This is a genomic window from Photorhabdus sp. CRCIA-P01 (assembly GCF_003545805.1).
Taxonomy (GTDB): Bacteria; Pseudomonadota; Gammaproteobacteria; order Enterobacterales; family Enterobacteriaceae; genus Photorhabdus; species Photorhabdus antumapuensis.
Genome location: NZ_NMQR01000005.1, coordinates 78,316 through 91,852, shown reverse-complemented (window position 1 = coordinate 91,852; position 13,537 = coordinate 78,316). Strand labels below are relative to the sequence as shown.

Genomic DNA, 13,537 nt, shown 5'->3' with positions numbered 1-13,537 from the left:
AATCTATGCTTAACAACTTGATAACAATGAAATTGTGATCCCTTTCACGCCTATAAACAGACGCACTTTCGGCACAAATGCACTCATATTGTGCTTCGCAGTAACATAATTGCACCAATTTAGTGCAATTTTCCCGAATATCAAGGTATCCCCTTACGGGAATACTCACAACACAGTATATGGCAAGGCGTTAAAAAGTTGGCACGCTTTTCGCAAATGCTTTCGTGATTGAATTGATTTTCACAACTATTCGACTTTCAAAACTATTATTCGACTTTCAAAACTATAAGTTTGCAAACGTGTAAATAGCCTTGTTAAGGTAAAACGATGTGACTGTGTTTTCTTTAGTCTTAACCACGACCATTTTATCAAGACCGACACAAACCAGGAGAAACCGAGTATGTCCGTTGAACATGTTTTAACCATGATTGAAGAGCATCAGGTGAAGTTTATTGATTTGCGTTTCACTGATACCAAAGGCAAAGAACAACATATGACCATTCCTGCTCATCAGGTTAATGCAGACTTCTTTGAAGATGGCAAAATGTTTGACGGATCTTCAATCAGCGGTTGGAAAGGGATTAACGAATCTGACATGGTGCTGATGCCAGATCCAAGCACAGCCATGCTTGATCCCTTCTTTGACGATGCCACACTCACTCTACGTTGTGACATTCTGGAGCCAGGCACCATGCAAGGCTATGACCGTGATCCCCGTTCCATCTCCAAACGTGCTGAAAACTTCCTACGTTCAAGCGGAATTGCCGATACTGTCCTGTGTGGACCAGAACCAGAGTTTTTCCTGTTTGATGACGTGCGCTTCGGCAGTGCCATGTCCCACTCTTACTATCACATCGATGATATCGAAGCGGCATGGAATTCCGGGACGCAATATGAAGGCGGTAACAAAGGTCACCGGCCTGCGGTAAAAGGCGGTTATGCTCCGCTGCCTCCTGTTGATTCTTCGCAGGATTTACGTTCAGCGATGTGCCTGACGATGGAAGAGATGGGGTTGGTTGTGGAGGCTCACCATCATGAAGTGGGAACAGCAGGCCAAAATGAAATCGCTACCCGCTTTAACACCATGACCAAAAAAGCGGACGAAACCCAGATTTACAAATACGTCGTACATAATGTCGCGCACAATTTCGGTAAAACCGCAACCTTTATGCCAAAACCACTGGTTGGTGATAATGGTTCCGGTATGCACTGCCATATGTCTCTGTCTAAAAACGGGACTAACTTGTTTGCCGGTGACAAATACGGCGGTCTATCTGAACTGGCGCTATTCTACATTGGCGGTATTATCAAACATGCTCGTGCGCTGAACGCGTTTACCAACCCAACAACCAACTCTTATAAACGTTTGGTTCCGGGCTATGAAGCACCAGTTATGCTGGCCTACTCTGCCCGTAACCGTTCGGCATCCATCCGTATTCCCGTTGTTGCCAGCACTAAAGCTCGCCGTATTGAAATACGTTTCCCTGATCCGGCGGCTAACCCTTATCTGGCATTCGCCGCTCAGTTGATGGCAGGTCTTGACGGCATCATCAACAAAATTCATCCCGGTGATGCGATGGATAAAAATCTGTATGACCTGCCACCGGAAGAAGCCAAAGAGATCCCAACTGTCGCCCCTTCTCTGGATGAAGCGCTGGCAGCATTGGATGCCGACCGCGAATTCTTGACCCGTGGCGATGTATTCACCGATGACGCCATTGATGCTTATATTGACTTGAAAAACAGTGAAATAGAGCGTGTCCGTCTGACACCCCATCCACTGGAGTTTGAACTCTATTACAGTGTGTAATTAACAGCGCCGTTTCCGCTGATCATTTTTTGTTGCCGTGAAACCTTTAGCCCATCTTCGGATGGGCCCTTTTCCTGTTCTCTAAATTTCAGGCTTTGACTGGGTTTTACGCTCGAACATGATACAGTGCACCAAAAAAGTGCAGGGGTGTGGATGAAAACGGAAAATCTGCCCGATAGCGGGCAAATATTAAATTCGCTGATTAACAGTGTGCTGGTACTGGATACTGATCTCGTCATCCGCTATGCCAACCATGCAGCACTACAACTATTCGCTCAGAGTGCCCGTAAATTATTCGGTACACCTCTTCCAGTGCTGTTCAGTTATTTTTCACTGGATACAGAATTGATGCACTCCAGTCTGATCAGCGGCCAGAGTTTTACTGATAACGAAGTCACATTAGTGGTTGAGAACCGCTTTCACATTATGTCGCTCAGTGCCCAACCAATTTCCGAGCAGTTCATCTTGCTGGAACTGGCGCCTATGGATAGTCAACGCCGGTTAAGTCAAGAGCAGGTACAACAAGCTCAGCAGATAGCCGCACGGGAATTGGTTCGGGGGCTGGCGCATGAAATCAAAAACCCCCTTGGTGGGCTGAGAGGAGCCGCGCAATTACTGTCAAAAGCACTGCCTGATCCTGCCTTGCAGGAATACACCCAGGTAATTATTGAACAAGCCGACCGATTGCGCCATCTGGTAGACCGATTGCTTGGCCCACAACATCCGGGTGAACAAATTAAGCAAAGCATTCATTATGTTGTTGAACGGGTCTCCCAGTTAGTCTCGCTGGAAATGCCGGATAACGTCATACTGGTAAAAGATTACGATCCCAGTTTGCCAGAACTGGCCCACTATCCTGATCAAATTGAACAAGTATTGCTAAATATCACCCGTAATGCCTTGCAAGCGCTAGGAAAACAGGGAGGAACCATTAGCCTCCGCACTCGTACTGCTTTTCAGATTACCTTGCATGGTAAGCGCTATCGTCTGGCGGCCAGAATTGACGTGGAAGATAACGGGCCAGGTATCCCGCCACACATTCAGGACACTTTGTTTTACCCAATGGTCAGTGCGCATGAAGGTGGAACAGGTCTTGGTCTATCCATTGCGCGCAATTTAATCGACCAACACTCCGGCAAAATAGAATTTACCAGTTGGCCGGGGCACACAGAATTTTCTATCTACTTACCAATTAAGAAATAGAGGATAACGATGCAACAGGGAAAAATTTGGATCGTCGATGATGACAGTTCAATCCGTTGGGTACTGGAACGGGCGTTAAGTAACGCGGGGATGGAATGTACCAGTTTTGCAGACGCGGATAGCGCACTGACCGCGCTGGCCCAAAACACACCTGATGTACTGATTTCGGATATCCGAATGCCGGGGATGAATGGACTAAACCTGCTGAATAATATCAAACAGAGCAACCCGTTGCTGCCAGTCATCATTATGACCGCTCACTCTGATCTGGATGCCGCAGTTAGTGCTTATCAGCAAGGCGCTTTTGATTACTTACCAAAACCCTTTGATATTGATGAAGCCGTTGCCTTGCTGGAACGGGCACTTAGCCACTCCCGCGATCAGAACCAATCAATCAAAAGTCCACAGGTCGTCACATCCGTTTCTGACATGATAGGAGAAGCGCCTGCCATGCAGGACGTTTACCGTATTATCGGCCGCCTTTCCCGCTCCTCTATCAGCGTCCTGATCAATGGCGAATCCGGTACCGGGAAAGAGCTAGTGGCCCATGCGCTGCACCGTCACAGCCCACGGGCCAATGAGCCATTTATTGCCCTTAACATGGCAGCCATTCCTAAAGATTTAATTGAGTCAGAGTTGTTTGGTCATGAGAAAGGCGCTTTCACCGGCGCTAATCAGGTACGTCATGGGCGGTTTGAACAGGCTAATCACGGCTCACTGTTTCTTGATGAAATTGGTGATATGCCTCTGGACATTCAGACCCGTCTGTTACGGGTATTGGCGGAAGGTCAGTTCTACCGAGTTGGCGGTTATGCTCCCGTGAAAGTGGATGTAAGAATTATCGCGGCAACCCATCAGGATCTAGAACGTTTGGTAGAGAAAGACAAATTCCGTGAAGATCTCTATCACCGCCTCAATGTGATTCGTATGCAATTACCGCCCTTACGTGACAGAGTAGAGGATATTCCTCGCCTGACTCGCCATTTCTTGCAACAGACCGCTAAAGAGCTGGGCGTGGAAACAAAGATTCTCCATCCTGACGCAGAAATAGCCTTAATGCGTTTACCTTGGCCAGGCAATGTTCGGCAGTTGGAAAACATCTGCCGCTGGCTGACAGTCATGGCCGCAAGCCAGGAAGTGTTGGTACAAGATTTGCCGCCTGAATTATTTGAACTTCATCATACCGAAAGCAGCCCAACAACATCTGTAAATACAGTACCTACAAATACAATACCTATAAATACAATACCTATAAATCCAACAGCGGAAGACTGGCCGCAGCGACTTGCCCAATGGGCAACAAGTGCCTTGGAAAACGGTCAGCAGGATCTGCTATCTGAAGCATTACCGTTATTGGAGCGTACCTTACTTGATTGTGCACTTAAGCATACCAAAGGCCATAAACAAGAGGCTGCACGATTGCTAGGTTGGGGACGCAATACGATTACACGGAAGTTAAAAGAACTCGGGCTGGAGTGTTGAAACAGGGCTATAATCGCCCCGTTTCTATCTCTCTTACCAGTGCTGATATATCTACACCGTAATTCATTGACGTTTCCGACTCTGGTCCGCATGCCTGCTCAGGAATCCGTTGACAGTGAAGATTCTTGCTCTTCTGAAAGCCCTTAGTAAACAGTATTTCAGCTCGCAATGCTTCAAAACTGTAACCACGACCAACACGGTTCACCACGCTCATCAGGTTGTTCAGACTCTCTATATAAGCATTGGTGCTCGGGTGGTCGAAGTAAGCAAAAACATCGTCGTACCAGTTATCCATAGCTTTAACGAGTGGGTCAAAATGCACCTTCATTTCAGGTGTTATCTGTCTAAGCCAAACATCGTAAGCTTGCTGTGCCTCGTACCTATTTTTGAAGTCCCAGATGCCGAAAAATGACTCTTTCAACTCGTAAGCATAACCCAGTTCAGGATAGTTAAGTATCCAGTCAGAGAATCGCATATATTCGGCATCCGTCTGCTCATGGCGACGTTTCAGCAACACAAAGTGATCCTTCCGCTGCTGAGCTGTCAAGCCGCTTCTGATGGCCTTTAGTGCTCTTTCTAGTGACTCATTCGCCATACGGACAACATGAAACTTATCGATGATAATCGTAGCGTCAGGGATCATAGTAGCCACTGCATCTCTGTATGGTTGCCACATATTCATAGCTACATAGCGCACCTGATAGCGATCTTTTCGTTTAGTTAGGTAGCGCATAACAGTAGCGCTGTTATTGCTATCGAGCATATCAACAATGGTTTGCAGCTCGATATTGGCGATAACGCACCGGGGTTTTATGATATGAATTTCGTCAATACCCAGCCATTTAGGCATTTCAACATTGAGGGTCTTTTCCAGTCGCTCGCAGGAGTCGTGAAATATATTACGAACAGTCTTTTCGTCCACTCCTACGTCCTCTGCTACGCTGGAGAAGGTGCGCCGTAGACTCTCGCGCTCAATGTATTGGAGCAGGCGGTGAGTCATTTGCCGCTTACCATCCTTGTGCGGTACTGGTTCCATAAACGTCTTACAACATACTTGGCAGCGGTAGCGGCGGCGATTCAGTATAAGCCCTGTCCGCTTGCCATTAACAGGAGTATCCATGATCACTTCATCACGACGGCCAAAACCTACGATTTCAGGATGCTTGCAGTGGATGCAGTGAGTAGGTGGGTTGGCAGTCCCTACATGTACCTGGTAATCATGCTCCAGTTCGGAGACAGACAGGACGACATAATCAGGCCAGTTAAGGATGTTTGCCATAATCGCCAACTCATCTTTGTCAGTTATTCTACGAGCGTTACACCCCAGGCGATCAAAACATTCTCCGCGACCGATTTTATTCTCTTGATAATTTTCTGGCGTTCTGTTTTGTCGTGACACTGGTGAGCCTCCTCAACAAGCTCTGCAAGGTTAGTGTGCATCGTGTTGGTAATATCAAAATTAGGTAATGATAGATGTTTGAATATATCCGCAACTTGAATGGATACATTGTGACTGTTAATCCATTCTTGGACAGTTAATGAATTCAATAATCCGCACAAATAATATGCTGTTTCTTTGTTATCAAAGGACGCAAAGTATACTTTGTGATCTGGAATATAAACACGTTCACCAACAACAGGTACGTTCTGAAAGCTTGCAACCGCTGCATAAAACGATGAAGACATTTCAGGCCATATCACTTTCCATGGTTTGAAGGTGTAATCACCAACATTATAAACAGCATGGTAAGGAGCGCCTTTCATTTGGCGACGATAGGTAGAACGTTCCAGTAACAGCCTCTCGAACCCCTTAAACCATGCTAAGGTTTTTTTCATCTTAGGGGAATTCAGCTGTACATCCGCACTCTCGTACTCTGCATTTGAAATACCTGTGTTTGGTACGAACGTAAACAATCTTTGCTCAACATCATCGTAATCTGGAGCATCAAGTTTCAAATAGCACTCATCAAAATCACCCGCTCCCTTAATTAAAGGATAAAGCATATTGGGCTCTACCCATTGAGTCTTCTGTGGCCCAATGTCTTTCCGTCCAGCCTCGGGGCGGCTTTGAATCTGAACGAGAGTGCCGTTGTTTTGCAAGATTGGAACAAAATAAACTCCGTTAAGATCCGTGGTGATCCCCTTTCGTCCTTTAGTCCATTCACACTGTGATGATAGATATTTAATCGCGTTGAAGCGTCCAGGAGCGAGAATTGCCCACGGAGAACCTTCATCACCAACCGGAAACGCTTCTTTTATCGTATGAGAAATAGCTTTCAGCACGTCATTAAGCGGTGTGCAGGGCCTAATAGCTTTCCTGTGACCAGGATTAGCTGACCATACCTTGTAAGCTACAGGGTATTGTGCAGTGACAATGGATTTCCGAAACAACGCAACAGACGTGTGGTTGCTTGCATCCTCAAATGGTTTTAATTCCTTCATGTCATCAACAGACAATGGTTGAAGATAAAGCGAATCCTCTCGCTGTGAATCTAGTTTAAATGTTCTAAAACCTGCTGATGATGGGTTCTTAAAAAGTGTGCCAGTGATGACAAACGCTAGTTTGCCACCTATATCCAGCCATTTATCGGAGACCGTGTAGGTTATCATGGCGGATATATCGAGTTCATTCCCACCATGGCGTTTGGTCTTAGAAAAAATACCATAGTCTTCACATGTTGGTTTAACACGTTCACGATAAAGGTCAGGTAGCTTTGACCATCTAACCCAAGGAGGATTGCCAATAACTAAATCAAATTTACCTGCTGCCGCTGACCAGAAGAAGTTCCTAACAATCCGGAACCAAATACCGTTCCATTGCTTTCTGTGTAGATTTAACACTTGATCATAGGTGTGTCGGAGTGGTTTGTCCCAGTTCGATAACTCTTCTTGGGTGACTATCCTTGCTGCTGTCAGTTTTTGGCTGGATTTGTCGAACTCTAATCCCTGCTCAACATCTTTGCCCATGCGTTCAAAAACAAAATCGAGACGTTCCCTGTTTAAGGCTAACTCAACAGGCAGGTGAATATTCAGTTTGGCTACCTGACTGCCGATGTTGTATTCAACAATTCTATTTTTTCCAGAGGGGATCTCCGCAGGTGAATAAATAGCATCAGCCATTAGTACAGGCACCTCAATATCCATTCCTGGGCATGCCGCGAGAAGGTCTGCAATTTCCATCAGGAAATTTACACGAGCAGTCTGAACAGCAAGCGGGTTCAAATCAAAACCCCATACACTATCACATAGGTTTTTGATAACTTTAGATACACTCCATCCTTGCATTACCGCCAGCTCACGCTTTTTACGGATCACCGCCAGTAAGAATGCCCCGGATCCACAAGTAGGATCTAACACACGCTTCTCTAATAATGTGTCGTTAGCCGCTCTCTGAAGCGTAAAATCAACCAACCAGTCTGGGGTGTAGAATTCACCAAGGCTCTGCCGGAGTTTGCCTGGAACAAGACCTTGGTATAGATCTCGCAAAACATCCCTTGTCCTAGATAAATGATCAAGCCGATATAGCGATAGAACCGATAGCAACCGCCTCAAGGAAGGCAGTAACGCCGGAACAACCTTGTTTCTAGCAAGACCAATATACCAGCTAAAAATAGCCTCTTCGACAAAACCGTTAATACCCGCTTCCCTGAAAATGGCCGATTTCTCGACAGAATAGTCCAAATAATTAACCAGCTCATCATCATCTTTTTGCGCCGACATACTCTGAGCAGGGTGAGTCGACGATGTTAATCCGTGTGCTGACACAATCTCGGCAGCTAACAGTTTGATGAGAATCGAATTGTAAGTATGAATGACAAATAGTCGTGCCGATGTAGAATCTTCCCGAAAACCATTCCAGATAAATGCAATCTCCTTGTTAATAGCCTCTGTTTGTGAAATTGACATATCAGCAACTTGGCCGTACAAAGTTCTCCACTCCTCAAAAAGCATTTTAATTTTGTTATTGCCTTGCTGTTTTAAGTAGTAAAGCAGGCCATCAGACATAGCTTGCATAAATTCACGAGCATTTGCTGACCCATGTCCAAAATCGGCCAATAGGTTTTCAGTTGTTAAGGCTTTTCGCGTATCGGAGACAAAAGCGTCAATCACTAAATCGACCGCATAGGTTGAAAAGGGAATTAAGTGTTGAGTATGAATCTGATCACCACGGACCTGAGCAAAACAAATGTGCTCACCGTCAATAGCTATTCCAATGAAATCAGATTCGGGAATTCCTGTTTTCGCTGACTCACACTGTATATATGGCAGAAGTCGTTCTTCTGTAGCATTTTTGAAGACCGGGCTGTCCTTCTTGCCACGAAACAAACCTGGCGCTTTGAATTCAATGATTACGTGATTATGGCTTGAGTCTTTACGCCCTCGCTCAGCATTCAAATGAAGGCCAGTAGCACCCTCTATCACCTTCATCCAAATGTATCGAACTTCCTCTTCACCTTTCCAAGGCTTTAGGCGCTTTTCCTGAATAGCTTCGTATGCGTCTTGACTCATTACGTACCACCTTGTAAACCGGCGTAAAAATTCTCCCAATTATGAACCTGAACAATAATAGCATCAACCGTATAATCCGATTTTAAAAAATTTAAAAAGCCAGCATCTGATCAAGCAGCGGTAGCTTTGGTACTGACTTCGTGCCGGTTATTGGAGATATCAGAGGCCAAAAGTGCATAAACTAAATGCATTTATCAGAGGTTATACCTCAGTTAATGTTACATTTACCTAGCCTGCCATAACCACTTAAAAGCATGAACACAGAGAGATTAAAACTTTTATTTAAGATTTCGATTTAACCATAAGTTAATTTTTTAAAATAACAGTTAGTTTCATTTAATCGAAGCCCACTAATCGTTAACAAAGAGTTGAAAATAAATCAGCAAGAAAAATAAAACAGTTAAAACAGTTAAAACAGTTAAAACAGTTAAAACAGTTAAAACAGTTAAAACAGTTAAAACAGTTAAAACAGTTAAAACAGTTAAAACAGTTAAAACAGTTAAAACAGTTAAAACAGTTAAAACAGTTAAAACAGTTAATTTTGCAGGATTTAAGCCCTGAAAAAAAGGGAATTATCCAAAAAAGTATAAAGGGGGGTATTTTGATATCATCAGGCGATTTACCGATTGATTTATAAAGATAAATAAAGGTAGTGACTTATTAAAACTACTCAGGATTGCCGGTAAAACCGCATCAGTAAAGATAAAAAGTAAGTCTGATTAAAGCTAGTTAAATGTAAAATAAAAAGATTTTAAAGAGGTTAAAACCTTTTCATTTAAAATATGCTCTAACAATCAAATCACCCTTGAAAACTGACGCTGGCTAACTTCCCGACGTAAATAAATATCAAAACACATACAGATATTACGAATCAGTAACCGGCCTCGTGGCGTTGCCCAGATCTGTTTTTCATTCACTTCAACCAGCCCATCGTCAACCAATGGTGCTAATAATTGCAAATCTTCCGCGAAATAGCGGATAAAACTCAGCCCATATTGCTGCTCAATATCGGCAAAATTTAGACGGAAATTACAGATAAGCGCTTTAATAACATCACGGCGAATACAATCATCTTGGGACAGAGTTAAACCACGCCATAAGGCATGCCCCTGTTTTTCTAATTCCGCATAATAGGTTTTTAACTCTTTTTGATTTTGGCAATAGCTATCGCCCAACATACTAATAGCAGAAACTCCCAAGCCTAACAGGTCACACTCTTCCTGAGTGGTATAACCCTGAAAATTGCGATGTAATTTCCCTTCCCGCTGAGCGACCGCCAGTTCGTCATCCGGGCGAGCAAAATGGTCCATACCAATAAACTGATAGCCATTGCTTGTCAGCATCGCGATTGTTTCTTGCAATATATCCAGCTTTTGCTCGGCACTCGGTAAATCATGCGCTTTGATTTTACGTTGAGCAGCAAATAAATTCGGCAAATGAGCATAATTGAAAATACTCATTCTGTCCGGTGATAATGCTAATACGCGCTCCAGAGTGAATGCAAAGCTTTCTGGTGTTTGTTTCGGCAAGCCATAGATCAAGTCAATACTGGTGGAATTAAAACCCGTTTCGCGGGCACGTGCTACCAAAGCAAAAATAAACTCTTCATCCTGTTCACGGTTAACCAGACGCTGTACTTCTTTATTGAAATCCTGCACGCCCATGCTCAAACGGTTAAAACCTTCACTACGCAGGTGATCAATCATATCCAGTTCAATTTCACGTGGGTCAATTTCAACAGAAATTTCAGCATCTGGCAGAAAATCAAAATGGTTACGCAACACTCCCGTCAATTTACTGATTTGGTCTTTATCAAGATAGGTTGGTGTACCACCGCCCCAATGCATCTGGCTCACTTTACGGCCAGAAAACAACTTTGCTCGGTCACGAATTTCCCGTTCAAGCCATTGCAGGTATTCATCCGCTTTATGCTTCTGGCGGGTGACCAATTTATTACAACCACAGAAATAACAGAGCTTATGGCAAAATGGGATATGGAGGTAGAGAGAAAGCGGTCGTTCAGGGTAACAGGTAGCAGCCTCGATAAATGCTGTATTATCATACTGTTGATTGAATTCTAGCGCCGTTGGATATGAAGTATAACGGGGGCCGGAATAATTGTATTTTTGGATCAAAGGCAGATCCCAAATGATGGCTTGCTCAGACATGCTTATTCCTTCCGATGTTTTTGCCCATCAAAACGTAACGCTTTCATATGGTTAATATGTTGCTGTGTAGTGACTCTGCGCAACCGGGCTTTACGCCGCGACAATCGCCATAGTTTACCCAATAACCATAGCAAATAACATACTAATGGTATGGTTATTAGGATCAATCCGCCTTTAATCATGAGAGATTAAATTATTTACCTTTCAGCAGTTGCATAATGTCATCCTGCTTCTCTTCTTCACTCTCTTCCTCATCCAGTTTAATCCCCAACGCTTCCATCAGAGCATCAATCCGATCCAGCGTGGTGCCAACATAGTCATGCTCTTCTTTAGACAGACTTTCGCCATTTTCCAGACGTTCTAGCAATGCATCCAGACGATCGTCGTTTTCCAGCATTGCCAACTCTTCCTGTGGCAACAGACGTGGTTTTGTCTCAACTTTATTAGCAACGACAGGTTTTATCGGTTGTTCTCCAACGATCAGCGGAACAGGTACTTTACTGCCAAGACGTGGATCACGTTGCTGCTTGCCTGACTGATGTTTATCGCCGCTTTGCTCCTGATAGCGGTTACCGGACGGATTGCCGCGATGTTTTTTCTCACGCTTACGTGCACGCCCTTCCGCATTCAATTCTTCGCGGTTTTTTCTTTTCTGTTTACCAGCAGATGCTTTGGCCGGTGTTTTTTTCTTTAACGGGTTCATAGCCTGTTACTCAGTTTGGTTTATCAGGGTATTGCTGCGCCGGAATCTAGCAGAAACCGCACGTATAGAAAAGCGCCGCGAATAATTCTTTATCTTTTAACAAATATAGCCAAAATCTCTTATCATTCATGCATGGTTTAACCATCAACGAATATCCTATTACTCTTAGCTTTCAATAAATGATAAATCGATATGCCTATTTTTGATACTTCTTGCTATAAATCCGTTTACTTGTGGGTAGTTGGTTATGCTTTGTTATGGATGATAGTGAGTTATTCATTCGACCCGACCGTCCCTTATGATGCCGTCGAAGCATTGAACTGGGGGAAAAACGGCGAATGGGGTTCACCTAAAAATCCGTGGTTAGTTGGTGTAATGATGCTGCCTGCTATCCATATAAGCGGTGTTTCATTGAGTTTTTACTGGTATTTCATTCACTTTATTGCTATCGCGATTGGCATGCTCGGTGTATGGCATCTGGCATTTCGGCTGACAGGGAAAAAAGAGCTGGCATGGCTCGCCATGCTGACATTGAACCTGTCTGGTATTATTAACTTCGATATTATCCCTTATAACGATAATTATCTGCTAATTATGTTGTGGCCGTGGGCCATGCTGTTCTTTTTGCGCGCAGTGTACGACAACCCGCGCTGGTGGCTGGCATTTGCTCTCAGTTCCGGGCTGGCAACAATGGGAAAATATTCCACATTGGCATTGGTTGGTTCAGTTTTTCTGTTGACCCTGTTTGTGCCTAAAGTTCGCCAATGTTACCGCCAACCCGCGCTTTATATCGCCCTGGCTATCTGGTTCATGCTGGTCCTGCCTAACTTCTGGTGGCTGTGGAACAATGATTTTGCCGCCTTCAAATGGGTAGATTCACAAATAGATAGCGGATTTAATCTACACACCACCCGATCGTTATTATCGGTATTTTATCCACTGATTATTGTTGGCATGATTATCCATCAGCTTGGCGGCCGTATTAGCTGGCCGAAGGCACAACCGAACCGATTGGTAAACATTATTATTCTATTGCCATTACTGATTATTTACTGCTGGTTTTCATTCAATAAGGGGGGAAGAATGACAGAATGGCTGCACCCTTTTATGTCTGTTTCATCAGCGCTGTTGGTCGGTTCTATTACCCAATTTCCACAAAAATCATTACGCAGCACTCTGCGAGGGTTGATTGTTGTTGCGGTATTGATTTTGATAGGATATGTACTGATTATGGCAGCCAATGTTCGCGGTGCTGGTCATAAATTCGAAGGTATCAAAGACTTTTCCTGGCAACTGGAACAACGCTGGCATCAACTCTACCCAACTCCGCTCCATTATGTCGGGGGCGAATACTTGCATCAGTGGTTAACTTTCTACGCACCAAGTCAACCGGAAACGATCCAACCCTGGACGTTGGAAGGGCAAACGCCAAATGTCTATAACCGCCATGTTAAAGCAAGCGATATTGTACGTGACGGCGCTATTTTGATCGGAGGAAAAGGTAAAACCTGTGAACAGGAAGATTTTCACCGCGTTTTACAAGACTGGCCCAAACTGAAAATAAACAGCACTGAGGAGTTTCTTTTCCAGCCTGAACCTGAAACGAAACCAATACCAATCTGCGTAGGTTTTGTGTCACCGGAAAAATATCAGTAGTTTTCT

General features: G+C 44.2%; 8 protein-coding genes. 4 read left to right on the top strand and 4 right to left on the bottom strand.

Translation table 11 applies throughout. The features are described 5' to 3' along the window. The first annotated feature begins 400 nt into the window (after positions 1–400). From glnA to glnG, 3 genes are all read left to right on the top strand, one after another. A complete protein-coding gene (gene glnA / locus D3222_RS05190; protein WP_118985197.1) occupies positions 401–1,810 on the top strand; it encodes a glutamate--ammonia ligase in 1,410 nt (469 codons plus the stop codon). 153 nt (positions 1,811–1,963) lie between these two features. Then, entirely contained in the window at positions 1,964–3,013 is a 1,050-nt protein-coding gene (glnL, locus tag D3222_RS05185; protein WP_118985196.1) for a nitrogen regulation protein NR(II), read from the top strand. A gap of 9 nt (positions 3,014–3,022) precedes the next feature. Beyond that, positions 3,023–4,495, top strand: coding sequence for a nitrogen regulation protein NR(I) (gene glnG / locus D3222_RS05180; RefSeq protein ID WP_118985195.1), 1,473 nt, complete (start codon positions 3,023–3,025; stop codon positions 4,493–4,495). 7 nt (positions 4,496–4,502) lie between these two features. Here glnG and D3222_RS05175 read toward each other — a convergent pair whose 3' ends face one another. The 4 genes from D3222_RS05175 to yihI form a co-directional block, all read right to left on the bottom strand. Then, positions 4,503–5,774, bottom strand: coding sequence for an ISL3 family transposase (locus tag D3222_RS05175; RefSeq protein ID WP_118985194.1), 1,272 nt, complete (start codon positions 5,772–5,774; stop codon positions 4,503–4,505). Between the two features lie 23 nt (positions 5,775–5,797). After that, entirely contained in the window at positions 5,798–9,004 is a 3,207-nt protein-coding gene (locus D3222_RS05170) for an Eco57I restriction-modification methylase domain-containing protein (RefSeq protein ID WP_118985193.1), read from the bottom strand. A gap of 794 nt (positions 9,005–9,798) precedes the next feature. Continuing rightward, positions 9,799–11,172 carry an oxygen-independent coproporphyrinogen III oxidase gene (hemN, locus tag D3222_RS05165; protein WP_118985192.1) on the bottom strand — a complete coding sequence of 458 codons (1,374 nt, stop codon included), beginning with the start codon at positions 11,170–11,172 and terminating at the stop codon, positions 9,799–9,801. 193 nt (positions 11,173–11,365) lie between these two features. After that, on the bottom strand, positions 11,366–11,875 hold the full coding sequence (yihI, locus tag D3222_RS05155; RefSeq protein ID WP_118985190.1) for a Der GTPase-activating protein YihI: 510 nt from the start codon (positions 11,873–11,875) through the stop codon (positions 11,366–11,368). A gap of 192 nt (positions 11,876–12,067) precedes the next feature. On the opposite strand from yihI, the gene D3222_RS05150 reads away from it, so the two are divergent. Continuing rightward, the gene (locus D3222_RS05150) at positions 12,068–13,531 is read left to right on the top strand and encodes an ArnT family glycosyltransferase (protein WP_118985189.1); all 1,464 of its coding nucleotides are present in this window, start codon (positions 12,068–12,070) and stop codon (positions 13,529–13,531) included. The last annotated feature ends 6 nt before the right edge of the window (positions 13,532–13,537 follow it).